Below are 24173 nucleotides of genomic sequence, written 5' to 3' on the forward strand. Positions count from 1 at the left end.
TTTTTATGATGCTGTTGAATCTTTTGACGTTTGCTGATCTTGTTGTGAGGGATGAACCGTTTGATCCCAAGCAGAAGCTGTTTGTTTTAATTCAGTCGGACGCGGATCACACGCCATGAGTGCAAAGGTCACCACTGCACAAAATAGGATAAAAAATTGAGCCATAAATCCATGCTCCAATAAAATGAATGGCATGGAGTTTACATCGCGATCATGGGTATAAAATTAAGCGCATGTTATGGATTGAGCTTGATTTGATTAGGTTTTGTAATAAAAAAGCACCCATCTGGGTGCTTTTTTTATTTTCGAATGATCAAACGTATTACCAGCCCAAAGCTTCTTGCTGCTTCTGGATCAAGGCTTGAATACCTTGTTCAGCCATTTCTAACATCGCATTGGTTTGAGCACGGGTAAATGGTTTATCTTCCGCAGTACCTTGAATTTCAATAAACTCGCCTGCTTGCGTCATGACAACATTCAAGTCGGTCTGACAATTTGAATCTTCTTCATAACATAAGTCCAATAAGACCTCATCCTTGAATATACCGACAGAAATAGCTGCGACCAAACCTTTTAATGGATCATGTTTAATTTTCTTTTGTTCAAGCAAAACATTCATGGCATCCACTAATGCAACTGCTGCACCTGTAATAGCAGCAGTGCGTGTGCCGCCATCAGCTTGAATCACATCACAGTCGATAGTAATAGTGTTTTCACCCAGCTTTTTCAAGTCTACCATGGCACGTAAACTACGGCCAATCAAACGCTGGATTTCTTGAGTACGTCCAGATTGTTTACCACGCGCCGCTTCACGGTCACTACGGGTATGCGTTGAACGTGGCAACATTCCGTATTCTGCGGTTACCCAACCTTGTCCTTTGCCTTTCAAAAAGCGCGGTACAGAATTATCAATACTGGCGGTACATAGCACTTTGGTATGGCCAAATTCAACCAGCACAGAACCTTCAGCATAACGTGTGTAATTGCGGGTAATTTTTACATCACGTAATTGATCTAGAGTACGTTGGTCGATACGCATAATTCGCCTTTAATATTGCCAGAAATTCGTTGCGCACAAGTATAGCAGATGCAATCTCATCAAATGGTATATCCACAACCCTGTCATGAAAAAACTCAAGGCAATAACATGACACCGCTTTTAGCACCGAATTACTGCTGTTTTTCTGGTCAAAAAATTTGTTAAACTCCAGCAAAGCCATTCGAGAGTCCTTATGTCGATACGAGATGAACGTAAACAACAAAGCCGCCAAGCACTATTAGATGCCGTCTTAAGTTTAAGTTCATCAGGAATGTCTTTTAGCAGTATGAGCCTACGCGAAATTACTCGCCATGTCGGTTTAGTGCCAACCGCGTTCTACCGCCATTTCTTAGATAAAAATCAGCTTGGTTTAGAATTAATTGACCAGATCGCTCTACAACATAAACGAGTCTTGCATGAACTCAAATTAGCCTCCTTACTGCAACAACCTAGGAATATCGAGCCCCGTTTGGATCAATTCTTTACCGCGGTACAACAGCATCCCGAATGGTGGATTTTTATTAGTGCAGAACGTTGGGGAGGCAATGCTTTATTACGTTATGCCATTGCCCGAGAAATTGAATATCTCATTGAAGATTTAACTGATGAGTTGAGTGAAGTCGAACCAACTTATGCCTTGAATGACCTTCAGGTATTGTCCAACTTACTGATTAATTCATCTTTCAATTGGGCCATGTCTTGGATTAATTTTATGGTCGCAACAGACAATCCGCAGCAGCTACAACAACGCCAGCATTTTAAAGCTCAAACCATTGAACAAATTGAACTGCTCTTTCGAGGAATCATTCATAAGAAATAAAAGCTTTTGCCTATCCTTAACCTCGAAAATCTCTCATAAAAAAACCTGCATCGTTGCAGGTTTTTTTAACACTTCACAAATTATTTGGCTTTACGCTCTTTCTCAACCAAGTAGCTCACGACTTGGGTCACTTTGGCATCTTCACCTTGTACCACATATTTACCATTCACCACGACCGCAGGTACACCTGTTAACTGATACTGTTTTGCCAGTTGATTGGCTTGTGCGACTTTAGAGGTAATCATGAATGAGTTAAACATGCTGTTAAATTTAGCTTCAGGTACACCATATTTGGTAAAGAATTTCGCCTGAGATTGCTGATCAAAAATTTGCTGACCATTCACATGGATCGCATGAAACAAAGGTAAATGGGTCTTCTGACGCACACCTAAGGCTTCAGAAACATAGTAACCACGTGCACCTTGTTCCCACACTGGGTTCATTGCAGCTGGAGTACGCACAAAACGCACATCTTTTGGAATATTTTTTAGCCAAGTCTGCATATGCGGTTCTAACTTAAAGCAATGTGGGCAACCATACCAAAAGAATTCACGCACTTCGATTTTTCCTGGCACTTCAACTTTGCCTGGGTTGGCGACTACGGTGTAGTCCTTACCTGCAACAAAATTCGCTGCCATAACACTACCAGAAAATGCAAATACGGCCGTTGCAAGGCTACCCAAAAGGAATTTTTTCATTGCGTTTGTTGTCCTCTAAATCATTATGATGAGCTTATGCGAAAACTATAAAACAATTTAGTCGATTTCGTTTTCCTTCTGTGAACTTTTTTACTGCTTTTATCGCTTTTTTTAGAATTAACGCTACACTAGCCATATTGATCTTTATACCAAAACAACTTGATTGAGGTGGCGCAAATGTCGCAATTAAATGTTGATCCGCAAGAAATTGCCAAATTTGAAGCCTTCGCTGCTATATGGTGGGATCAGCATTCTGAATTCCGACCACTCCATCAAATTAACCCGCTACGCCTCAATTGGATTGATGAGCATGCCAATGGTCTTGCGGGGAAAAAAGTGCTTGATGTTGGCTGTGGTGGCGGCATCTTGGCAGAAAGCATGGCACGCCGTGGTGCAAATGTGCTGGGCATTGATATGGGTGTAGCACCACTCAATGTCGCACGAATTCATGCAGAACAAGAAGGCGTACAAAATATCGAATATCGCCAAATTCCAGTTGAAGAATTAGCCAAAGAACAAGCAGGTCAATACGACGTGGTGACCTGTATGGAAATGCTGGAACACGTGCCAGACCCTGCTTCCATTATTCAAGCCTGCCAAACACTAGTAAAGCCTGGTGGGCATGTCTTTTTCTCGACCATTAACCGTAATCCTAAGGCCTATTTATTCGCGATTATTGGTGCAGAATATATTTTAAGAATGTTGGCCAAAGGCACACATGATTATCATAAATTTATTAAGCCATCGGAATTGGCGCATGATATTCGTCAAGCAGGACTTAACCTGAAAGACATGACAGGATTACATTATAATCCGCTGACGAAACGCTACTGGTTGGCGCCGAATGTCGATGTGAACTACATGGTCTACACTGTAAAAGCAGGTGCAGAATGAAAGCCGTTCTGTTCGATTTAGATGGTACCTTAATTGATACCGCTGCGGACTTTATTCGCATTATTCAAGACATGTGCCGTGAAGAAGGTCGTGCAATAGTTGAGGCCGAACTGATTCGTACTCAAGTGTCTGAAGGTGCTCGGGCGATGGTCAAACTGGTCTATCCAGAACTTGAAGTCGATGACCCTATTTTTCTGGCACACCGTCAACGCTTTCTAGACTTGTACGGCGCTGAGATTGCAGTAGACACCGACCTGTTCGCAGGCATGTATCCCTTATTGGAACAATTGGAACAGCAGAATATTCCTTGGGGGATTGTCACCAACAAGCCCCGCGGACTCAGCGAGTCTTTACTGACTGCGCTGAATCTGACCGAACGTTGTGCAGTATTGGTTTGTCCTGAAGATGTCAGTAAAACTAAGCCTGATCCTGAACCGATGTATCTCGCAGCACAACAATTGCAACTGCCTGCAGAACAATGTATTTATGTCGGTGATCATCCGCGTGATATCGATGCAGGTCGCAACGCTCAGATGTATACCATCTTGGCGGCGTATGGTTATTTACCATTGGCGCACAAAGATGACCTCGCGGCATGGCAGGCGAATTGTATTGTGAATACTGTGACCGAATTACAACATGTGATTCAACAAAAACTCACGCTCAACAGTGCTATAAATACATAAACTTGATGAAGTAAAAATAAGAAGGAGGTGACCATGAAATATTCTGAATATCAGCCTCGCCCTGATCTACTTAAAGATCGCATCATTTTAATTACTGGGGCTGGTGATGGCATTGGTCGTGCGGCTGCACTCAGTTATGCCTTACACGGAGCAACTGTAGTCTTGCATGGTCGTACCTTAAACAAACTGGAAGTCATTTATGATGAAATTGAAAGTTTGGGTGCGCCACAACCTGCAATTTTGCCGCTGCAATTGTCTAGTGCTTCACCGCGCGATTATGAATTATTGTACGACACTTTAGAAAAACAGTTTGGTCGTCTGGATGGCATTTTGCACAATGCAGGCATTTTAGGTGAACGTACCGAGCTTGAACATTATCCGATTGATGTATGGGATGATGTCATGGCTGTTAACCTGCGTGCACCCTTCATTTTGACCCAAGAACTGTTACCTCTGCTGCAAAGATCTGAGCATGCATCTGTCGTATTTGCAAGTTCTGGAGTTGGACGTCAGGTTCGAGAAAAATGGGGAGCTTATTCGGTGTCTAAAGTCGCGATTGAAGCGGTAAGTCAATTGTTTGCCAAAGAAAATCAGCATCCCAATGTCCGCTTTAATTGTATTAACCCTGGTGCAACACGTACAGCGATGCGCGCCAAAGCCTATCCAGATGAAGACCCAAAAACTTTGGCAACGCCAGAATCGATTATGCCAGCATACTTATATTTGATGGGCGATGATAGTCTGCACCTTAGTGGGCAAAGCATTGATGCTCAAGATTAATCTCTTGACCGTTTAAGCCTAAACTAAAAATCCTTTGCTTTCGGCAAAGGATTTTTTTATAGCTCAATAATCGTTTTATTTTATCAATTTAATAAATATATTCGGTTTTATAAATCAAAACATTCCTCCTAAACTCTATCGAAATGCTCAACCACTGATCTAGGAGATAATTTTCATGACCGATTTAAAACACAAAGCTAAATTGATCCGTTCAATCCAATCCCTGCAACTACCTGAAACGTTCATACATGCTTTGGAAGATGCCCAACAAGCACCGAGCATCATTGAAGCAGTTGATTGTTTACAGCACTGGGCTGAACAGTGGAATTAGAGAGTGAACAATCTGGTAGAAAGATACGTCTACTGAAAATTGGCTGAGATATTTCCCCTGTAAATCGACAGTGCGGATAAAATTGCCCACGCAGAACGATTTCCAAAATAGATGATTTCATGGATAATATTCTTAATTTATCTGTTTTTTTAAAGAATTAATCCAATTCCTTCACAGTTTCTCTGCATTTTTTTCGTACATTAAGAACTGTGAAATGAATACATCTATAACGAGGGGTCAACATGAAAAAGACGATGGCGATATTGACCATTTCTTTCAGTGCATTGATGGCAAGCAGCCTGAGTTCTGCTGCACCCCACTTTGATCATCGTGGCGATGACCATCCACGTAGTAATCAAGGTAAAGGGCGCGACTTTCGTGATTTTGATCAAGATGATGAACGCATGCAAGATAAACGCCGCATGCGTGAAGAACGTGGGGTAAAACGTTTACAGCAGCATCAATGGCAAACGGGTTATGTCATGCCACAGCATTATCGTGGTAACGGCTATAAAGTTGATTATAAAGACCATAGTCTCCCTAAGCCCGCACGTAATCAACAATGGTACAAAATCAACAATGACTATATTTTAATCGATTCGGGCAGTAATGATATTTTACGGATCGTGAATGATTAAATACTCAACTTAACGGTTCTATTTTCGCCAGTCTTACATCACGTTAGACTGGTTTTTTTATAGCTGTATTTTTAAAACGCTTCGATTCACTGTGCTGAAAGGCTTGTGCTTAAACGCTTAGATGCTGTTTACAATCTTCTTTTTTTCTTCATTAAATTCACATTTGCACAATAGTGCTCTCATTGTTTCTCTGCTGTTGTTCGTTACTTTAATCTCATCGAAAGACATAAACAGACATTGAGGTACATCATGAATAAATTAGTTTCTGCTGTAATTTTTACCTTGGGTACTGCGGTGACCGCATCTGCGATTGCTGCTCCAGCTTATGAACATCGTTACGATGAGCGCCGCTACGCAGAACAACATCATGATTGGCACAAAGAAGATGGTCGTTGGCAAGATCAGCGCTATCAACGTATTAATCCAAGCCGCGATTGGCGCGTAGGTCAAACGCTACCTCGTGGTTATGATTCTTCACGTTATGCCGTGGATTATCGTGATGCAAAACGCTTACACAAACCTGCCCGTTATCAACAATGGTACAAAATTAATGGCGATTACGTGCTGGTGAACAAACGCAACAACCGCATTATTCGTATTTTGAACTAATACTTAGAGTCCATATAAATTCCTTCCCCTCTGTCGACACCTTAACCAAAGTTAAGGTGTTTTTTTATCTAAGATTGTTCGCCTGTCATTTTTTTGATTAGAATCTACTATTGATCGGCTTTTTTGAGATAGGCATGCAAGCGAATTCGAACGATGTTTCACAAAGCACAACCTTACAATATGTGCACTGGTTTCGACATTCTGCACCCTACATCAACGCACACCGTAACAAAACCTTTGTCATTATGTTTGATGGTGAAGCGGTTCAGCATGAAAACTTCCAACATATCATTCACGATATTGCCTTGCTCAATTCATTGGGTATTCGACTAATTCTGGTACATGGCGCGCGTCAACAAATTAATCAGAATTTAAAAAGCAGTGGGCTCAGTACACCATTTCATCAACACCGTCGCATCACCACCCGAGAATCTCTGGGCTGTGTGATGAATGCCGTAGGTTCGGTTCGCCTACAAATTGAAGCGTTATTGTCTATGGGTTTGGCCAATTCACCCATGTATGGTGCGCGCATTGATGTCGTTTCAGGTAATTTTATAACTGCTAAACCCTATGGCATCCGCGATGGCATTGATTTTCAACTGACAGGAGAAGTCCGCAGTGTCGACACCGATGCCATTCAAAAACATCTGCAACAACACAATATTGTGATGCTCGGCCCAGTGGGATATTCCACAACGGGCGAAGTCTTTAACTTACCTGCCGAAGAAGTTGCGACCAAAACTGCCATTAGCCTCAAAGCAGATAAATTGATTTTCCTTGGCAAACAACATGGTCTGCTCAATGCCCAAGGCCATTTACAACGCGAAATTACCCCGCAAGGTCTAGATCAATACATTTCACAATCTCAAGACCATAATCCTGAACTGGCACAGCAACTCCGCAGTGCACAAAACGCCTCACTCAAAGGCGTGCATCGCGTGCATCTGATTTCTTATACCTATGACGGGGCTTTACTTGAAGAACTGTTTACCCGTGATGGTTCAGGCACAATGGTCACAGATGCACATTATGAAGATGTGCGCATGGCGAATATTCAAGATGTCGGTGGACTGATCAATTTGCTGCGACCACTCGAAGAAGAAGGAATTCTGGTTTACCGTTCACGGGAACGACTGGAAACGGAAATTGAACAATTTGCAGTGATTGAACGTGATGGCATGATTCTGGCCTGTGCAGCCCTGTATCCAATCCCTGCTCAAGAACACGAATTACGTAGTGCTGAAATTGCCTGCGTAGCTGTGCACCCAAGCTACCGAAAATCAAATCGTGGTAGCCAAATTCTGCACTATTTGGAAGGCAAAGCCCGCAGTATGGGCATACAACAGTTGTTCGTCCTGACCACACGAACAGCGCACTGGTTTTTAGAGCATGGCTTTGAAACCGCCAATGTCGATGATTTACCCAATGCACGTCAGGCGTTGTACAACTATCAGCGCAATTCTTTAGTGTTTAAAAAGCGAATTTAAGTCGCTTTACCCATTTCAAGAACATTTCACCTGAATCACAATGACTTTACCCAGCTCACAAAAGGCGAGGTAAAGTCTATCTAAGATTGATCTTTGCATCCGAGCATTCACCTATTCATGTGCCATCGCCTTAGCAGCATTTATGCAATGTATATCGTCTGGTGTGCTAATTCAGGCTGAAAGCTATATTCCACTACAGCATAAACTTATACAAATACATTAATTACAAAATAAATCTAATATTTTCAATAAATTAAATAAATACAAATTGATATTCTATTTTTCCTCTAAATCAGATTTAACGCTAAGTTTTGCATTTTTTTATTTATCTTTTTTTTTCATGATCAATCCCTGTTTTTTTATTTTTTTCGCAAAAGAAAGCGCTATAGCGTATCTGCTCAACCTTATATCAGCATTTATTCATTGCGGAGCACATCGAACATGAGCAAGCCATATTTTACTTCAACACGTCCATGGATTCTTTTGACTGTTGTGGCAGGTAGCATGCTCATGGCAGGCTGTACCCCGAAAAAAGTTGAAACCACGACTTTAAATATTGGTTTTCAAAAGTACGGCATCTTACCGATTGTGAAAGCACGTGGCACTTTAGAGCAAGCTTTGGCAGCACAAGGCGTACAGGTGAAATGGGTCGAATTTCCAGCAGGTCCACAATTACTGGAAGGGCTAAATGTGGGTAGTGTAGCGTTGGGGGAAGCAGGTGAAGCACCACCTATTTTTGCCCAAGCTGCCAATTCGAATTTAGTTTACCTCGCCAATCAACCACCCGCACCACAAGCTGAAGCCCTAATTGTGCCGAAAAGCTCGAACATAAAAACCATTCAAGATTTGAAAGGTAAGCGTGTAGTGCTGAACAAAGGCTCAAACGTACATTATTTACTATTAAAAGTCCTTGAAGCCAACCAGCTCAAACTCTCTGATATTGAAGTGGTATACCTTCCACCTGCGGATGCTCGTGCCGCCTTTGAACGCGGTGCAGTCGATGCATGGGTCATTTGGGACCCGTTCTTTGCCGCAGCCGAGCAACAGCTTGGGGCACGTGTACTCGCAACGGGTAAAAATCTAGTCAACAACCATCAGTTTTACTTAGCAGATCGCAAATTTGCACAACAACATCCTGACATTTTAAAAACAGTGGTCAATGAATTAAATCAGACCACCACTTGGGTATCACAGCATCAGCAACAGGCTGCTCAGTTGTTACAACAACCGACTGGTTTGCCCGTCGAAGTCTTAAACCGTTCGATTTCTCGCATGGGATTTGGAGTTCAACCTATTTCTGAAGAAGTGGCAAAACAACAGCAATTTGTCGCAGACGCTTTTTATCAACAAAAGCTGATTCCAAACAAAATTGACATTCAAACTGCGCTCTTAAAAGCGACACCATAATAATGAGGAATAGCAAAAATGAACGCCCTTAAAACAATAACTTTCGTTGGCATTACTGCACTGAGCCTTGCGCTGAGTGCTTGCCAAAAATCTGAATCGAGTCAGACCCAAGCTGCCACCCAAAATAAAGCTGAATCGGTAGATACACTTTCTATTGGCTACCAAAAATCTTCCCTAAATTTGTTGGTAGCACGTCAGCAAAAGTTGTTTGAACAGGAATTTCCTCACGCCAAAATTGAATGGAAAGAGTTCCCTGCGGGTCCACAAATGTTAGAAGCTCTAGCTGTAGGCGCTGTTGATTTTGGTGCCGTAGGCAATACTCCTCCCATTTTTGCTCAAGCAGCAGGTAAAGACTTAAGTTATGTCGGTTATGAGCTAGTACCTGCCAACTCTCAGGCATTACTGATTCCCCAAAGTAGCAGTATACAGTCCATTCAAGAGCTAAAAGGCAAACGCATTGCGGTACAGAAAGGTTCAAGTGCGCATGAGTTACTCGCCAAAGTTTTGCAAAAAGCTGGCTTAAGTTGGCAAGATATTCAACCGATTTGGTTACCCCCTGCCGATGCACGTGCTGCCTTTGACAAACAGTCGATTGATGCTTGGTCCATTTGGGAACCCTACCTCAGTGCGGCGGAGCAAGATGCACATGCCAAAGTGCTGATTGATGGGACCGCTTTCCCAAAAACCTACTCCTTTTATATTGGTAACCCAAAATTCATCGCGGCACATCCTCAAGCGACTGCACAGTTTTTACATGGCTTGAATCAGGCCGATCAATGGGTATTAAAAAATCAGCCGCAAGCCTTAACCGTCTATACCCAAAGTACAGGTTTACAGACTTCAATTGCCCAACGTGTAATTGATAAACGCCTGAAACCATCGCCAATTCAGACCCTAACCCCTGAAGTGGTACAAGCGCAGCAACAAATCGCAGATCTGTTCCAACAGGTTCAATTGATTCCGAAAAACATTCAAGTTCAAACCACCGTTTGGGCAGCACCTAAAACCCACTAATCTGTAGAAATTGTAAGGATATTGATAATGAAAATTTTCTGGTTTATTCCCACCCATGGTGACAGTCGTTATTTAGGAACCAGCAAAGGCGCACGCCAAGTCGATCATGCTTATATGAAGCAAATTGCAGTTGCAGTGGACAATTTAGGCTATGAAGGTGTGCTGATCCCAACGGGACGTTCATGTGAAGATCCATGGATTACGGCTGCCAGTTTGATTGATGCAACCAAAAATCTGAAGTTTCTAGTGGCATTACGCCCAGGAGTGACTACACCTGCATTAGCTGCGCGTATGGCTGCCACGTTTGACCGTTTATCCAATGGACGTGTCTTGTTAAATCTGGTGACGGGTGGTGACGAACAAGAGCTTAAAGGTGATGGCATTTATGAAGACCATGCCACCCGTTATGAAACTGCCAGTGAATACACCAAAATCTGGCGTGAGATTCTAACCCGTTCACATACAGGCGAATCTTTCAGTTTTCATGGAGAACACTTAAAAGTTGATGATGCCAAACTACTTTACCCGCCAGTGCAACAGCCCTACCCACCTTTATGGTTTGGTGGTTCTTCAGAAGCAGCGGTTGAACTAGCAACCGAACAGGTTGATACCTATTTAACTTGGGGTGAACCACCCGCAGCAGTCAAAGAAAAACTTGAAAATGTCCGCGCGAAAGCCGCAGCAAAAGGACGCCAACTTAACTACGGTATTCGTCTGCATGTGATTGTGCGTGAAACCAACGAAGAAGCCTGGAAAGCGGCCGATGAGCTGATTCAATATGTCGATGATGCGACCATTGCTGCGGCACAACAAAAGTTTAAGCAAATGGACTCTGTGGGACAGCGTCGTATGGCTGAACTGCATAATGGTGATCGTAGCAAACTTGAAGTATCACCAAACTTATGGGCAGGGGTTGGACTGGTACGTGGCGGAGCAGGTACAGCTTTGGTAGGTGACCCACAAACTGTGGCAGATCGAATTCAGGAATATGCAGATTTGGGCATCAGCACCTTTATTTTTTCTGGCTATCCGCACTTGGAAGAATCTATTCGTTTTGCTGAATTGGTTTTCCCACTCTTGCCACTTGAAACGCGCAAAAAATTGTCGCAACCAAATCTGACTGGACCTTTTGGAGAAATTGTCGCCAATAATTATGTGCCGAATCAGACCACGGTTTCACGTCCAATTAAGGAGCCTGCCTAATGTCCAAAATAACTACGGCTGAAACTTTCCCAAAACGGAAAGTTTCACGTGGAACAAACTTTGGGCAGCGTTTGCTGCCTTGGTTGTTCCCTTTTTTACTGATTCTGATCTGGCAAATTGCATCCAGTACAGGTCTGCTACAGAGTCGCATTTTACCTGCACCTACAGCAGTGGTCAGTGCATTCTGGCATTTACTCATCAGTGGTGAGCTTTGGCATCATGTCAAAGTCAGCGCAGGACGTGCCTTATTAGGGCTGGCTATCGGTGGTGGCTTAGGGTTGTTGTTGGGCTTACTCAACGGCTCATCCAAAACAGCCTCAACCCTACTCGATACCACCTTGCAGATGATCCGCAATATCCCTGCCCTCGCCTTGATTCCATTGGTGATTCTCTGGTTTGGCATTGATGAAACTGCAAAACTGTTTTTGGTGGCGGTTGGGGTATTTTTCCCAATTTATATCAACACCTACCACGGCATTCGTTCGGTCGATCCCCAACTGATTGAAATGGGAAAAAGCTACGGTCTCAGCCGATGGGAACTGTATAAAAATATTATTTTACCTGGGGCGATGCCCTCCATTTTAGTCGGCTTACGTTTTGCTCTTGGCTTAGTTTGGGTCTTACTCATTGTCGCGGAAACCATTTCTGCCCAAGCAGGCATTGGCTATATGACCATGAATGCACGTGAATTTTTACAGACTGATGTGGTTCTGGTCGGCATCTTACTCTATGCCCTATTAGGTAAACTGGCAGATGTGCTAGCAGTCAGTTTAGAAAAATACTTATTGCGCTGGCACCCAGGCTATCAAAAATAAGGAGCCGAAGATGACAGATCTCAGTATTGGTCAGCATGTTGCTGAACAGATTCAACACCCACCATCACCACAGTCAGATATCCAACCAAATGCCGTAATTGGCGCAGAAATTCTGATTGAACAACTCTATAAGTTTTATGGTGATGTCAAAGTTCTTGAAGATTTAGATCTCCATATTCAACCTGGAGAGTTTCTTGCCATTGTTGGACGGAGTGGTTGTGGCAAAAGTACCTTATTAAGACTGATTGCTGACTTAGAACAACCGAGTTACGGCGAAATTAAATTTAAATCGGCACGCCATTTGCGTGAAGGCATTACCAGTGACGATATTCGGGTCATGTTTCAGGACCCACGTCTGCTGCCTTGGCGTAGTATTGAACAGAATGTACAGCTTGGTCTCCATAAAGACGCACATGCCCAAGCCACTGCCTTATTAGAAAAAGTGGGTTTAAAAGAAAAGGCGCCTCTTTGGCCTGCGCAACTTTCAGGCGGCCAGCGCCAACGTACCGCACTCGCACGCGCGCTCTCTCATCAACCCCGTGTATTGTTATTAGATGAACCGCTTGGTGCTCTCGATGCCTTAACTCGATTAGAAATGCAGAATCTAATTGAAAAGCTATGGCGAGAACAGGGTTTTACTGCCGTTTTAGTGACCCATGACGTTAGTGAGGCCGTACAACTGGCCGACCGTATTATTCTACTCGACAAAGGCCATATTGCCCGTCAATTTCAGGTTAACTTACCCCGCCCACGTGAAAAAAATCTACATTTCGCTGAACTTGAACAGCAAGTCTTGAATGCCGTTCTCGCCACTTAAATGATATTTTTACGCCAAGCTTAACCCCAAGCTTGGCGTAAAAACTCGAAGTTGATGCGATCGAAGGCATGCGCCGAACTGTCATCAAACTGTCACATTTAAAATAAAAAATGATCCAAATTGATGCATTTTGGTCTTTAGTTATCCTTTTGTTTTTTTTAATGGAATGAATATGAAATCGAGCAGTGTTTTTTTATCCGTAAAATACGCGATTTCATCAAATTACCTGATTTGTTGATGCACAAATCTGATGATTTGCCGTACAATTTGACCTTCCCTGAATTTTTTAAAGCTACGAATGGAACAAAAAAAGAGTACTCAAAAGCGCCATCAATTGCTGAATGCCGCACTTGATGTTTTTTCCTTATATGGATTTAACGGGGCTAGTTTAGATGAAATTGCTCAACTTGCAGAAATGCATAAGTCGAACATTTTTTACTATTATGAAAATAAAGAAGCACTGTATGTGGAAGTGCTGACGACCGTTTTACAAAAATGGTTAGCGCCACTGCAAATACTAGAAGCAGAGCTTGAACCGACGGAAGCAATTACCAATTATTTAATGCAGAAAATTGAACTGTCGCGCACTCAGCCAAAAGCATCACGTTTATTTGCCTTAGAAATTATCCAAGGTGCACCGCATATTTTAGAGATCTTAAAAGGTCCACTAAAAAAACTGGTCAAACGCAAAGCTAAGGTCATTAGCATGTGGCAAGAACAAGGGAAAATTTCAGCAGATATTGATCCTGAATTGCTCATTCTCAATATCTGGGCAGTGACCCAAAACTATGCCGACTTTGCGACTCAAATGGAAATGGTGACTGGTAAAACTTTACGCAACCGCAGTATGCAACAACGCGTGATTCAACATACCGTCCATATGATGCTATACGGTATTCTACCGCGTGAGCAACACCACTAAGCCCTATATTGATTTTGGCATACGACCATAGCCATCTATGGTCGCCGAGCCAATTAAGTCGTAATAGACTGATATAAAGACAATAACTTTTTCGCCCCAAGCATTAAATTTTCTTCCCAGTCGAGATGTGCACTGTCGTCTGCACCATCGGTGATATATTTTACCGAAATTAAACGCACCCCCAGTTTTTTACACACTTTAGCCATCGCATAGCCTTCCATGTCGACCAAATTACATGGGACTTTTGGCTGCCCCACTTCAAAACTATCCCCTGTACCACATACACCTTTCGGTAAATGGGAAAAAAAAGGTTCTAGGTCAATTGCCCCAGGATGATCGTGATCCATCGGCGTCACCCCGACTTCAAAGCCGAGCGGAGATACATCCATATCACGCTGTACGAAGCTGGTCACTTCAACCAAGGCATGACGGTCAAAGTGCGAACTGCCTGCACTACCAAGGTTTAATAAAGTTTTACAGCCTGTCGCCTGAATCACCTCAAAAGCTTTAAACGCTGCATTGACCTTGCCAATGCCACTGTAATGCACATCAATCTGAGCTTGTTCAAATAAACCTTTCGATTCATTTGGTAAAGCCATAATCAGCGCCAAAGAGGATTTCATCGCATCTACTCAAAATCAGAACGGTGCTATTAAAAATCAAAACCACACTGTGTGCAAATTCTGTCATCCTCTATCTCTCAATGAGTTTTTTAGCCCGTGCTGTGCAACTTTATTTTTGTTGCAGATAGAGGTTTAAACACGGTGAAAAGAAAAGTCGTCCTGCATAAAACCCAGCCACAGTTTTGCTCATAACCAATCCCCATAACAGCATCAACAAGATTGCCAAGCCATAGCCTATATTCAGTAACCAATGAAGCTGCAATTGTTGGGCAAGCTGTAACGTTGCCAAACTGAATACGCCCAATGGGAAAGTCATGCCCCACCAGCCTAAATTAAAAATCAAATGTGAACCTGCATGTTTCAGGGTAATCATGATCGCTATTCCTAACCACCACACTCCAAAACCAAGTAGCAACAAACTGCTCAAAAACCCTGCCTGATGGAGAAACTCACCCAGTCCAATGAAATGTGTTGCATGCAGTAAGCGTGTAGCCTGCTCACCCAAAAGTAATAATGCCAATGCGCCTGTGCCAATCGGTCCGACCGCCAACCAGCCTGTCATGGCCAATTCCTGACTTGGCAATTGGTGCAGGGCCAATCGTAAAAATAAAATGCCCAAAATCAGCATGGCAGGAAAAACTGAAATGCCCCACAAAATATAGCTGCCAAATAGAATACCCACGGCATGAGGAGTTACTGGCAAATGCTGTAACAACACTGCGCCCGAAGCTGCTGCTACCTCACAGGCAACTATCGGAAGTAACCAAACTGCGGTCATCTGTTGTAATTGATGGCGCTGACAACTGAACATACAAAATGGCACCACAAACGCCACTATCGCGGCCATCAATACGTCGAGATACCACAACCACTCTGCAATACCAATTATGGCTGTACCATACAGCACTACCCCATATTTCAAGGCACCATTAATCAGTGTCGCTAATGCCATTGGAATGGTACCTAAAAATAAACTCATACTGGGATGGGCAAAAATCTGTTTGGCTTCCTGCGGGTACAGCAACCAACGCAAAGCATATAAACTGCTAAACAAAGTAAAAAGCAGCCCATTCAACCACCACAACCCTGCACCGAATTGCCAAAACACAGGATGAAAGACACTAAATTCTGCCAATACAATCGACAAAATACCGGTACCCATGCAGACGGTAAACCAGTTCGGTGTGAACTGACGGATCACATCATGCCATTGTGGCAACTGATGAAAGGGCTTGTTCATACGGCGTCAACCCAAATTAAGAAGTTATATTGATATTACAACACACTATAAATAAATAAAATTGATTATTATTCATTTTAACAATCAGTTTTTATGATATAAGGATCATAGATCAATAAATTTTTCTGGGTAAAAACACAACAACAAGACGAATGCTCAAGAATATGGCAATATATAAGCCTGATTATTTTTCATTTATTGATTAGCCCATGAAGCTGCTCCGCCTGAATGCTTTAGCGCCAGACTTTCAATTACCTCTAACTGCTGTGACCATTGGTAATTTTGACGGCGTCCATTTAGGACATCAAGCGATGATTCAGCAACTGAAACAGGTTGCTGCACAACAACAACTCAAATCTTTAGTCATGATTTTTGAGCCACAGCCTTTAGAATTTTTTCAAGGTTATGAGGCACCGCCACGCATTAGCTCACTCCGTGAAAAAGTGGAATATTTAACTGAATTGGGCGTGGACTATATTGCCGTTGCCAAGTTCGACAATACCTTCCGTAGCTTAAGCGCAGAAGCATTTGCCAGTATTTTAAAAGACCAACTGAATGCACAAAGCCTAATCTTGGGCGATGACTTTCACTTTGGCAAAAACCGTCAAGGCAATAGTGAATTCCTGAAAAATTACGGTTTTGATGTCCATAATTTACAAACCATTGCACTTGAAGGCGAACGTGTCAGTTCAACCCGTATTCGTCAAACCCTTGCAGAAGGTAATTTAGCACTCGCGGCACAGTTATTAGGACGGCCTTATAGCATCACAGGTCGTGTGCAATATGGCGACCAAATTGGACGAACCCTCGATTTTCCAACGATTAATGTGCGCCTCAACCGTCATAAACCCTGTTTAAACGGCATATATGGCGTCGATGTGATTTGTGAAACCACTGCTTTACAAGACAAAGTTGTGCAAGAGAATCCTGAACAAAAAGGAGTTCTGGGTTATCAGGAAACGGCTTTGTTTGGTGCGGGGCATGTCGGCACCCGACCTGCCATCAAACAAGAGCATCCAGAATGGCGATTAGAAGTACATTTCCCTAATGTTTCTGCTAATCTGTATGGCTTGTTAATGCGGGTAACTTTCTTGAACTACTTACATGGTGAAAAGAACTACCCTTCGCTGGAAGCACTGAAAGCGGGAATTGATGATGATGTGGAGAAACTACTTGAGTTTCGCCATAACAACCCAACTTTTCCCTTTTAAACACCGAAAAATTTTATGTAAAACGCGTCAGTCTAAACCCTGATAAAATTGGAAGATATCTTGCATGAGCGATAAGCAAACTCCTGAAAATGCAGTGGATTATAAAGCCACACTCAACCTCCCAGGTACTGAATTTGCAATGAAAGCAAACCTTGCAGTACGTGAAGCAAAATGGTTAGAAGAGTGGTATGCCGACAACATTTATCAGCAGATTCGTGCGTCGCGTATTGGCAAGAAAAAGTATGTCTTGCATGACGGCCCTCCATATGCCAATGGTCAAATCCATTTAGGTCATGCGGTCAATAAAGTCTTAAAAGACATTATTATTAAAAGCCGAGTCATGGATGGTTTTGATGCTCCTTACGTACCAGGTTGGGACTGTCACGGTCTACCGATTGAACTAAAAGTGGAAGAAAAAGTTGGTAAGGTCGGCGTAAAAGTCGATGCTTCAACCTTCCGTAAAGCGTGTCGCGAATATGCTTACACCCAAGTCGAATTACAGAAAAAAGACTTTGTGCGTATGGGTGTATTTGGGGATTGGGACAATCCTTACTTGACCATGAACTTCAAACAAGAAGCAGACATCGTACGTTCAGTGGGTGCAATTGCCAAAGCAGGTCACATCGAACCTGGTCTTAAACCTGTGAACTGGTGTTTAGATTGTGGTTCGGCTTTGGCTGAAGCTGAAGTTGAATATGAAGATAAAAAATCAGATGCCATTGACGTAGGTTTTACTGTCGTTGATTTGGCAGACCTTTCTGCACGTCTAGGCGTAGAAGTTGCTGACCGCACAGACATCGTGATCTGGACTACGACACCTTGGACTTTACCTGCCAACCAAGCCGTTGCTTTACATGCTGAACTTGAATATCAACTGGTTAAAGCACGTGGTGAAGAAAAAGAGCCGCAAAATTTTATCTTGGCGAAAAACTTAGTTGAATCTGCCACTGAACGTTATGGTTTTAACAGCGTTGAAGTCTTGGCCGAGTTCACAGGCAATAAACTTGAGCATGTCCGCCTGCAACACCCACTGATCGCAGAGCGCCAAGTCCCTGTAATTTTAGGTGAACACGTGACCGCAGACAGCGGTACGGGTGCGGTGCATACTGCCCCAGGTCATGGTGTGGACGACTATAAAGTTGGCTTACTCTATAACTTAAAAGTTGACAATCCTGTTGGCGGAAATGGTATCTACTTACCAACTTCTCCAATTTTTGCAGGCGAGCATATTTACAAAGCCAACCCACAAATCATTGCCACTTTAGGCGAGGCAGGCAAGCTGTGGGCGCATAAGCCAATCAAGCATAGCTACCCACACTGCTGGCGCCACAAAACCCCAATTATCTTCCGTGCGACACCACAATGGTTTATCAGCATGGATGCCAAAGGTTTACGCCAAGGTGCATTGAACGCCATTGAAAACGAGATTAGCTTTGTGCCTGATTGGGGTAAAAACCGTATTCAAGCCATGATCGAAGGTCGTCCAGACTGGTGTATCTCACGTCAGCGTACGTGGGGTGTGCCAATCCCATTCTTCGTACATAAAGATACTAATGAGTTACACCCGCGTACAGCAGAATTAATCGAAGAAGTGGCTTTACTGATCGAACAAGAAGGCATTGACGCATGGTATAACCGTGACGCCAAAGACTTTATCGGTGATGAAGCAGAACAGTATAACTGCGTACGTGACACCTTAGACGTGTGGTTCGACTCAGGCACAACGCACTATGCCGTCCTGCGTGAGCGTGAAGAACTGACCGATCCAGCAGATTTGTATCTTGAAGGTTCAGACCAGCACCGTGGTTGGTTCCAGTCTTCATTGTTGACTTCTATTGCCATCAATCAACGTGCGCCGTACAAAGGCTTGTTGACCCACGGTTTCGTGGTGGATGAGAAAGGTCGTAAGATGTCGAAGTCTTTGGGCAACATCATCACCCCACAAGACATCATTAAAGATATGGGTGCAGATGGTTTACGTTTCTGGATTGCATCAGCCGATTACCGTTATGAAATGACCGCAGGTAAAGAAATCTTTAACCGTGCATCAGACGGTTACCGTCGTATTCGTAACACACTGCGTTTCTTATTGGCGAACTTGAATGGTTTCAAACCATCGACGGATGCCCTGCCTGTCGATCAATTGATTGCACTGGATCAATACATCTTGCAACGTGCAGCGGATGTACAGAAAACCATTCAACAAGCCTATGAAGATATGAACTTCCATATCGTCACCAATGCCTTGACTAACTTCTGTATTAACGACTTGGGTGGTTTCTACCTCGACATCATCAAAGACCGTCAGTACACCACCAAAGCAGACTCGCAAGCGCGTCATTCGGCACAAACTGCGCTGTATCACTTGGTGCAAGCTTTTGTTCGTTGGATGTCACCAATCTTGAGCTTTACTGCACAAGAAGCATGGCCACTGATTCCAGAACAAACTGAGAAATATGTATTCACCGCGGAATGGTACGATATTCCTGTGGCGTCGACTGCAAACTTATTGTCAGAAGCAGATTGGCAAACCTTGATTACCGTAAAATCTGCGGTGAACAAGCATATTGAAGTTGCACGAAACGAAAAACTGGTAGGTTCTAATCTCTCTGCCAAAGTTGAATTATGGGCAAATGAAGGCTTGAAAGCGGTACTAGATCGCCTAGGCGATGAACTTCGCTTCGTACTGATCACATCTCAAGTACAAGTTCACGTCTTTGATGCAACTCAAGGTCAAGAAGCCGATCTAGATGGTTTACGCGTGAAAGTCTCAGCTGCGGAAGGTGAAAAATGTGCGCGTTGTTGGCATGTTCTTCCTGATGTGAATACACATCACGAACATCCAGGTCTGTGTGCACGTTGTATTATTAACCTCCCTACTGGTCAAGGCGAAGAGAGAAAATATGCCTAATCCACAACAGAAAGCGGGCCTGTTTCAATTCTACCCACACAATTTGCTGTGGGTGGGGTTATCCATTTTGGCGATTGTGTTAGATCAATGGACGAAATGGATTGCGTCTACACACTTGAACTATGCAGATCCGGTACCTGTACTGCCTTTTTTAAATTGGACTTTGTTACATAACTATGGCGCAGCCTTTAGTTTCTTGTCCGATGCAGGCGGCTGGCAACGTTATTTCTTTACCTCACTTGCAGCCTTGGTTTCAGTGATTTTTGTGTTTTGGTTAATGCGTATGCCAAAGCACGTCACGATTTTACCCATGGCAATTGCGCTGATTTTAGGCGGTGCTGTAGGGAATTTAATTGATCGCGTGACCTTAGGTTACGTGGTCGATTTTATTCATGTCTATTACAACAATAGCCACTTCCCTGCCTTTAACCTTGCCGACAGTGCCATTACTTTGGGTACCATTTTGCTGCTTATAGATACGTTTTTCTTAGAAAAACATCGAATTCAACGTGCGGATGCGCAACACCATGAATGAAATTATTAATCCAAATGAAGAAACCCGTATTGAACAAGGTTCGAAGGTTGATCTTCATTTTTCCGTTGCCATTGAAAATGGTGTAGAAATTGACAACACCCGTAGCCGTGCTGAACCGGTCAGCTTGGTGATGGGCGATGGCAGTTTACTCCCAGGCTTTGAAAAAGCCTTGTTTGGTCTACGTGCAGGTGACCGTCGTACCGTCAGCCTTCCACCAGAAGATGCGTTTGGGCCATGGAACCCTGAAAATGTCCAAAAGTTTGACACGGTGAAATTTGAACAGCGTCCTATTGAAGGCCACATGATCGAATTTGAAGACAAAGCCAAACAAAGCCTGTATGGCGTGGTGAAAACCGTGGGTGATGACGTTACCGAAGTGGATTTTAATCATCCATTGGCGGGTAAAAATATTACGTTTGAAGTGGAAATCTTCAAAGTGACTCCTGCGGGCCAACAAGGCGTTAAATTCATGTAAAAGCCTACTTTTACAATATAAAAAACCCTTCATCTGTGAAGGGTTTTTTATGTAATTTCAAAAACTATAGATATTTTAAAAATGGTATCTGATTATTTTGATGCTTAAATTTAGAAAACCACCGCATCAATGGATAAAGCACGATGCACAGAATAATCGCAATCCACCAAAGGGTGGAGACCTGATTTACCCCAAAGTAGTCACCATGATTCTGTCCCCAAAGCGCCACAGCAACCACATACAGTAGTTTTAAAACAAATAAATGCACAATATAAAAGAACATCGGTACTGAGCCATAAATAATTAAGGGACGTGCCCATGCCTGCTGTTGCACTTTTTCCAACGCCACAAGCAGTAACAACCCCAAGCCAACATTCCATAAAATAAACAATAAGGACGGCGGATACTTGGTCAGGTTAAAAAAACTCATTAAAGTTTGCAGTGGCGTCGACATCTGTAACCATGCACTATCACCATATACATTCAATATTCTGAGGATTAGAAATCCAACAACGCTGCTACAGCCAAATGTCCATAAATATGTCGTTCTTCGTTGTGGTGTTATCTGCGCTTGAAAAATAGTTGCCCCAATAGAATAACCCAGCAAAATTACCCCAATCCAAGGCAGTACAGGATAAGAAGTACGAAGTTTGAGGAATTCCCCCCATTCAATCCAACCACGCTCATGTAAAATCAACCAAATCGGCTGTAAAATTGGCATTTGTTGCAAAGAAACCTGATCCAATAGGTTATGCCCAAAAATAATCAATACAGCAATCAACCACAAAATTCTCTGTGGCAATCCAATCAACAGCGCTAAAACAATCATGCTGATCCCAATTGCCCAAATCACTTGCAGATAAATCACGTGCGGTGGGAACTGTCCTGTCCATGCAAAATTGATCACCAACAATTCAAGTATCACTAAAAATAAACCACGTTTAAGCAAAAATTCTCGCGTCATACTCAAGCTGTTGTGTTTCGCTTGATATAAATATGCCGATAATCCCGTCAAAACCACAAAAACAGGAGCACACAAATGCGCCAAAATTCGGCTAAAGAACAAACTGGCTTCCGTTTCCTCAATACGCATTGGATCGGGAACTTGATGGTGTAAATAAAAGGTTTCACGCACGTGGTCGACCATCATAATTAGAATGACTAGACCTCGCAGTGCATCAATCGCCTGTAGGCGTTGAGAAAGTGCAGACATGAAGAAATAAATAGATATGTTATAATATTACACATACTATTCAATTTTAAGCCCAAAAGAAACCCAAGCGCACTATTTAGCACGCCTAATTTTTTAAGAAAAATTAAATAAAAAATGATTTAAGGGCGAATTTCTTTGAGTTCACGGCGAATAAAATGCTGAATCATTTCCCGATAAATCTGTTCAATTAAGTCTGGATCAGTGCCCTGTTGTGCCGCCTGTTTACGAACTTTAGCAATCACCTGTTCAACCCGCTCTGGCGATTGCACTTCATGTTCAGTGCGCTTAAAACGCACCGCCTGATCGACATAAAACTGTCGGGTAGTAATTAATTCAATCAGGTGCTGATCAATCAGATCAATTTTATCTCGAACTTGCTCGAGCGAATCACATTTCTCTTTCTGCATTAGTTTTATCTTCTGGTGTTAAGCTGGAGGAATCCGCTTCATTTTCAATTTTATATTTTTCTTCTAACACATTACTGAAAATACTTTCAATCATCCAGACCCGATATAAGCTATTAAAGGTATAACTTTGCCCATCGATACGTAATTCGAGCACAGGAAAATCAGGTTGTGACTTCATTTCACACAGGACATCGTTTTCTTTCAACTTGGCTTGAATATCCTCTTGCTTTACTTCCTGTAACTCCAGCCCCAATTCTCGTTGCAATTCTTGATAATGTGCCTTAAAGGACAAATCTTTGCCTTGGGTCCATACCGCTTGCAAAATACGGTGCATGGCTGCAATCCGCTGCTCTTCAGGCACACGATAATACAGCTGTGCCATCGCATAAGTAGCTTCTTTGGTCGGACGACAAAATGGGGTAAATGCCACTTCTGTCCGTTTAGATAAACGGGTTGCCAAGCTCCAGTCAAACCAGTCTCGCCCATGATAACTGAGTGGGTACACGGTCAACTGAATATTATAATAATCTGCCAATTCCTCTTTAATATAGGCCAATAACAACCATGAAATCGGATCTTCTAACGCAATATATAAATCTAACTCTGGATCAAGTGCTTGAATTTCATTCAGTTCTTCTGCATCACTAATTGAATGCTCGCGCCATTCAATATGATTGATGAGAAAAATCGGATTGCCTGTCAGTAATTTTTGTTGCTTTAAACGGCGGGTTAGACGCAGCAGATCATCTACTGCATGATATTTACGGTCTGAAAATTCAAAATAACTGGCAAGGACGGCATCATCATTAAATACCCGCTCTGGAAAGTGCTGTTCTTGATGATGTTTACTCGCCATGGCATATAACGTGCGCAACTTGCCATACTGCTTCTGCCACAGCATATGAAACACATCTTCGAGTAAATAGAGAAAATCCTGACCTTGTAGCGGAGTATTTCTTAAAATAGTTTCCGCCTGCGCCAAGGCTTCTTGTGACGGCTGTTCAGGGGTTTCGTGGAAACTGAATCGGTGCTGTTTCGATAAAATCTGTGCATCGTTCAAGCAATAGTGTTGCCATTCTTGCGCCGACATGTGATTCGGTGGCTCGGGAGCTTGACTGGAAATAATGACTTTGAGGGGTTTAAGTTCATCACTTAAAATTTCTTCTAATTGTGGCAACTGCTGCACAGCCAAATAGCTATAAACATCGTCTAAACGCAAATGAATATTGAGCCCATGCTCCGTAGGCAATACCTCTTGACGAGTTGGTTTTTGATAAAACCATCTCGATCGGATCGGATCAAACCAACGGCGTAACAGTGACATGAGTTGCCTCTAATGTAAAAAGAGCGAGTGATGTTGTTTCCAACCCGCAGAAAATGACCAATATGGTGAACAGA

26 protein-coding genes are annotated in these 24173 nt (G+C 42.9%); 18 read left to right on the top strand and 8 right to left on the bottom strand.

Annotated features, from left to right (window positions below; translation table 11 throughout):
* Positions 1-3 precede the first annotated feature (3 nt).
* On the bottom strand, positions 4-165 hold the full coding sequence (locus F4W09_RS17155) for an ABZJ_00068 family colistin stress protein (protein ID WP_171284955.1): 162 nt from the start codon (positions 163-165) through the stop codon (positions 4-6).
* A gap of 157 nt (positions 166-322) precedes the next feature.
* On the bottom strand, positions 323-1039 hold the full coding sequence (rph, locus tag F4W09_RS14190; RefSeq protein WP_016165692.1) for a ribonuclease PH: 717 nt from the start codon (positions 1037-1039) through the stop codon (positions 323-325).
* A gap of 193 nt (positions 1040-1232) precedes the next feature.
* Here rph and F4W09_RS14195 point away from each other — a divergent pair, with 193 nt between their 5' ends.
* Entirely contained in the window at positions 1233-1859 is a 627-nt protein-coding gene (locus F4W09_RS14195; RefSeq protein WP_044739762.1) for a TetR family transcriptional regulator, read from the top strand.
* 80 nt (positions 1860-1939) lie between these two features.
* Here F4W09_RS14195 and F4W09_RS14200 read toward each other — a convergent pair whose 3' ends face one another.
* A complete protein-coding gene (locus F4W09_RS14200; RefSeq protein WP_016165694.1) occupies positions 1940-2557 on the bottom strand; it encodes a thiol:disulfide interchange protein DsbA/DsbL in 618 nt (205 codons plus the stop codon).
* Positions 2558-2734: 177 nt separating this feature from the next.
* On the opposite strand from F4W09_RS14200, the gene ubiG reads away from it, so the two are divergent.
* From ubiG to F4W09_RS14260, 13 genes are all read left to right on the top strand, one after another.
* On the top strand, positions 2735-3451 hold the full coding sequence (gene ubiG, locus F4W09_RS14205; protein WP_016165695.1) for a bifunctional 2-polyprenyl-6-hydroxyphenol methylase/3-demethylubiquinol 3-O-methyltransferase UbiG: 717 nt from the start codon (positions 2735-2737) through the stop codon (positions 3449-3451).
* The gene (locus tag F4W09_RS14210) at positions 3448-4137 is read left to right on the top strand and encodes an HAD family hydrolase (protein ID WP_044739763.1); all 690 of its coding nucleotides are present in this window, start codon (positions 3448-3450) and stop codon (positions 4135-4137) included. Before ubiG ends, F4W09_RS14210 begins: the two co-directional genes overlap by 4 nt.
* 33 nt (positions 4138-4170) lie before the next feature.
* Entirely contained in the window at positions 4171-4917 is a 747-nt protein-coding gene (locus F4W09_RS14215) for a YciK family oxidoreductase (RefSeq protein ID WP_016165697.1), read from the top strand.
* Between the two features lie 175 nt (positions 4918-5092).
* Entirely contained in the window at positions 5093-5248 is a 156-nt protein-coding gene (locus F4W09_RS17160) for a hypothetical protein (RefSeq protein ID WP_171492441.1), read from the top strand.
* 242 nt (positions 5249-5490) lie between these two features.
* On the top strand, positions 5491-5886 hold the full coding sequence (locus F4W09_RS14220) for an RcnB family protein (RefSeq protein WP_016165699.1): 396 nt from the start codon (positions 5491-5493) through the stop codon (positions 5884-5886).
* 249 nt (positions 5887-6135) lie between these two features.
* The gene (locus F4W09_RS14225) at positions 6136-6495 is read left to right on the top strand and encodes an RcnB family protein (protein WP_151505135.1); all 360 of its coding nucleotides are present in this window, start codon (positions 6136-6138) and stop codon (positions 6493-6495) included.
* A 134-nt stretch (positions 6496-6629) separates the two neighbouring features.
* Positions 6630-7982, top strand: coding sequence for an amino-acid N-acetyltransferase (argA, locus tag F4W09_RS14230; protein ID WP_151505136.1), 1353 nt, complete (start codon positions 6630-6632; stop codon positions 7980-7982).
* Between the two features lie 441 nt (positions 7983-8423).
* Complete coding sequence (locus F4W09_RS14235; protein WP_151505137.1) at positions 8424-9389, top strand: sulfonate ABC transporter substrate-binding protein; 966 nt, start codon at positions 8424-8426, stop codon at positions 9387-9389.
* A gap of 18 nt (positions 9390-9407) precedes the next feature.
* Positions 9408-10403, top strand: a complete 996-nt coding sequence (locus F4W09_RS14240; RefSeq protein ID WP_151505138.1) for an aliphatic sulfonate ABC transporter substrate-binding protein — start codon at positions 9408-9410, stop codon at positions 10401-10403.
* 27 nt (positions 10404-10430) lie between these two features.
* Positions 10431-11606 (top strand): FMNH2-dependent alkanesulfonate monooxygenase, encoded by a 1176-nt coding sequence (gene ssuD, locus F4W09_RS14245; protein WP_016165704.1) that lies wholly within the window; start codon positions 10431-10433, stop codon positions 11604-11606.
* Positions 11606-12421: an aliphatic sulfonate ABC transporter permease SsuC gene (ssuC, locus tag F4W09_RS14250; RefSeq protein ID WP_151505139.1), complete on the top strand. Its 816-nt coding sequence runs from the start codon at positions 11606-11608 to the stop codon at positions 12419-12421. Before ssuD ends, ssuC begins: the two co-directional genes overlap by 1 nt.
* A gap of 10 nt (positions 12422-12431) precedes the next feature.
* Entirely contained in the window at positions 12432-13238 is an 807-nt protein-coding gene (locus tag F4W09_RS14255; RefSeq protein WP_044739770.1) for an ABC transporter ATP-binding protein, read from the top strand.
* 298 nt (positions 13239-13536) lie between these two features.
* A complete protein-coding gene (locus F4W09_RS14260) occupies positions 13537-14160 on the top strand; it encodes a TetR/AcrR family transcriptional regulator (protein WP_151505140.1) in 624 nt (207 codons plus the stop codon).
* 53 nt (positions 14161-14213) lie between these two features.
* Here F4W09_RS14260 and F4W09_RS14265 read toward each other — a convergent pair whose 3' ends face one another.
* Positions 14214-14783, bottom strand: coding sequence for a phosphorylase family protein (locus F4W09_RS14265; protein WP_151505141.1), 570 nt, complete (start codon positions 14781-14783; stop codon positions 14214-14216).
* A gap of 109 nt (positions 14784-14892) precedes the next feature.
* Positions 14893-16023, bottom strand: coding sequence for a TDT family transporter (locus F4W09_RS14270; RefSeq protein ID WP_151505142.1), 1131 nt, complete (start codon positions 16021-16023; stop codon positions 14893-14895).
* Positions 16024-16232: 209 nt separating this feature from the next.
* Here F4W09_RS14270 and ribF point away from each other — a divergent pair, with 209 nt between their 5' ends.
* The 4 genes from ribF (at position 16233) to F4W09_RS14290 (ending at position 21155) form a co-directional block, all read left to right on the top strand.
* Positions 16233-17234, top strand: coding sequence for a bifunctional riboflavin kinase/FAD synthetase (gene ribF, locus F4W09_RS14275; protein ID WP_151505143.1), 1002 nt, complete (start codon positions 16233-16235; stop codon positions 17232-17234).
* A 64-nt stretch (positions 17235-17298) separates the two neighbouring features.
* Positions 17299-20145 (top strand): isoleucine--tRNA ligase, encoded by a 2847-nt coding sequence (gene ileS / locus F4W09_RS14280; protein ID WP_151505144.1) that lies wholly within the window; start codon positions 17299-17301, stop codon positions 20143-20145.
* Positions 20138-20680: a signal peptidase II gene (lspA, locus tag F4W09_RS14285; RefSeq protein WP_044739776.1), complete on the top strand. Its 543-nt coding sequence runs from the start codon at positions 20138-20140 to the stop codon at positions 20678-20680. Before ileS ends, lspA begins: the two co-directional genes overlap by 8 nt.
* A complete protein-coding gene (locus F4W09_RS14290) occupies positions 20673-21155 on the top strand; it encodes an FKBP-type peptidyl-prolyl cis-trans isomerase (RefSeq protein ID WP_151505145.1) in 483 nt (160 codons plus the stop codon). Before lspA ends, F4W09_RS14290 begins: the two co-directional genes overlap by 8 nt.
* A gap of 64 nt (positions 21156-21219) precedes the next feature.
* Here F4W09_RS14290 and F4W09_RS14295 read toward each other — a convergent pair whose 3' ends face one another.
* From F4W09_RS14295 to F4W09_RS14305, 3 genes are all read right to left on the bottom strand, one after another.
* Positions 21220-22368 (bottom strand): acetyltransferase domain-containing protein, encoded by a 1149-nt coding sequence (locus F4W09_RS14295; RefSeq protein WP_151505146.1) that lies wholly within the window; start codon positions 22366-22368, stop codon positions 21220-21222.
* Positions 22369-22487: 119 nt separating this feature from the next.
* Positions 22488-22775: a chorismate mutase gene (locus F4W09_RS14300; RefSeq protein WP_151505147.1), complete on the bottom strand. Its 288-nt coding sequence runs from the start codon at positions 22773-22775 to the stop codon at positions 22488-22490.
* Positions 22756-24099, bottom strand: coding sequence for a thioredoxin domain-containing protein (locus tag F4W09_RS14305; RefSeq protein ID WP_151505148.1), 1344 nt, complete (start codon positions 24097-24099; stop codon positions 22756-22758). The genes F4W09_RS14300 and F4W09_RS14305 overlap by 20 nt, the downstream gene beginning before the upstream one ends.
* Between the last annotated feature and the right edge of the window lie 74 nt (positions 24100-24173).

The organism is Acinetobacter tandoii (genome assembly GCF_008867985.1).
Taxonomy (GTDB): domain Bacteria; phylum Pseudomonadota; class Gammaproteobacteria; order Pseudomonadales; family Moraxellaceae; genus Acinetobacter; species Acinetobacter tandoii.

Excerpts from the sequence above, each read along its gene's own strand:
- lspA (WP_044739776.1), top strand. The coding sequence starts at position 20,138 with ATGCCTAATCCACAACAGAAAGCGGGCCTGTTTCAATTCTACCCACAC.
- F4W09_RS14210 (WP_044739763.1), top strand. The coding sequence starts at position 3,448 with ATGAAAGCCGTTCTGTTCGATTTAGATGGTACCTTAATTGATACCGCT.
- F4W09_RS14300 (WP_151505147.1), bottom strand. The coding sequence starts at position 22,775 with ATGCAGAAAGAGAAATGTGATTCGCTCGAGCAAGTTCGAGATAAAATT.
- ribF (WP_151505143.1), top strand. The coding sequence starts at position 16,233 with ATGAAGCTGCTCCGCCTGAATGCTTTAGCGCCAGACTTTCAATTACCT.
- ileS (WP_151505144.1), top strand. The coding sequence starts at position 17,299 with ATGAGCGATAAGCAAACTCCTGAAAATGCAGTGGATTATAAAGCCACA.
- F4W09_RS14290 (WP_151505145.1), top strand. The coding sequence starts at position 20,673 with ATGAATGAAATTATTAATCCAAATGAAGAAACCCGTATTGAACAAGGT.
- F4W09_RS14235 (WP_151505137.1), top strand. The coding sequence starts at position 8,424 with ATGAGCAAGCCATATTTTACTTCAACACGTCCATGGATTCTTTTGACT.
- F4W09_RS14305 (WP_151505148.1), bottom strand. The coding sequence starts at position 24,099 with ATGTCACTGTTACGCCGTTGGTTTGATCCGATCCGATCGAGATGGTTT.
- ssuD (WP_016165704.1), top strand. The coding sequence starts at position 10,431 with ATGAAAATTTTCTGGTTTATTCCCACCCATGGTGACAGTCGTTATTTA.
- ubiG (WP_016165695.1), top strand. The coding sequence starts at position 2,735 with ATGTCGCAATTAAATGTTGATCCGCAAGAAATTGCCAAATTTGAAGCC.
- F4W09_RS17160 (WP_171492441.1), top strand. The coding sequence starts at position 5,093 with ATGACCGATTTAAAACACAAAGCTAAATTGATCCGTTCAATCCAATCC.
- F4W09_RS14295 (WP_151505146.1), bottom strand. The coding sequence starts at position 22,368 with ATGTCTGCACTTTCTCAACGCCTACAGGCGATTGATGCACTGCGAGGT.
- F4W09_RS14255 (WP_044739770.1), top strand. The coding sequence starts at position 12,432 with ATGACAGATCTCAGTATTGGTCAGCATGTTGCTGAACAGATTCAACAC.
- F4W09_RS14215 (WP_016165697.1), top strand. The coding sequence starts at position 4,171 with ATGAAATATTCTGAATATCAGCCTCGCCCTGATCTACTTAAAGATCGC.
- F4W09_RS14225 (WP_151505135.1), top strand. The coding sequence starts at position 6,136 with ATGAATAAATTAGTTTCTGCTGTAATTTTTACCTTGGGTACTGCGGTG.
- rph (WP_016165692.1), bottom strand. The coding sequence starts at position 1,039 with ATGCGTATCGACCAACGTACTCTAGATCAATTACGTGATGTAAAAATT.
- F4W09_RS14220 (WP_016165699.1), top strand. The coding sequence starts at position 5,491 with ATGAAAAAGACGATGGCGATATTGACCATTTCTTTCAGTGCATTGATG.
- F4W09_RS14265 (WP_151505141.1), bottom strand. The coding sequence starts at position 14,783 with ATGAAATCCTCTTTGGCGCTGATTATGGCTTTACCAAATGAATCGAAA.
- ssuC (WP_151505139.1), top strand. The coding sequence starts at position 11,606 with ATGTCCAAAATAACTACGGCTGAAACTTTCCCAAAACGGAAAGTTTCA.
- F4W09_RS14240 (WP_151505138.1), top strand. The coding sequence starts at position 9,408 with ATGAACGCCCTTAAAACAATAACTTTCGTTGGCATTACTGCACTGAGC.
- F4W09_RS14200 (WP_016165694.1), bottom strand. The coding sequence starts at position 2,557 with ATGAAAAAATTCCTTTTGGGTAGCCTTGCAACGGCCGTATTTGCATTT.
- F4W09_RS17155 (WP_171284955.1), bottom strand. The coding sequence starts at position 165 with ATGGCTCAATTTTTTATCCTATTTTGTGCAGTGGTGACCTTTGCACTC.
- argA (WP_151505136.1), top strand. The coding sequence starts at position 6,630 with ATGCAAGCGAATTCGAACGATGTTTCACAAAGCACAACCTTACAATAT.
- F4W09_RS14260 (WP_151505140.1), top strand. The coding sequence starts at position 13,537 with ATGGAACAAAAAAAGAGTACTCAAAAGCGCCATCAATTGCTGAATGCC.
- F4W09_RS14270 (WP_151505142.1), bottom strand. The coding sequence starts at position 16,023 with ATGAACAAGCCCTTTCATCAGTTGCCACAATGGCATGATGTGATCCGT.
- F4W09_RS14195 (WP_044739762.1), top strand. The coding sequence starts at position 1,233 with ATGTCGATACGAGATGAACGTAAACAACAAAGCCGCCAAGCACTATTA.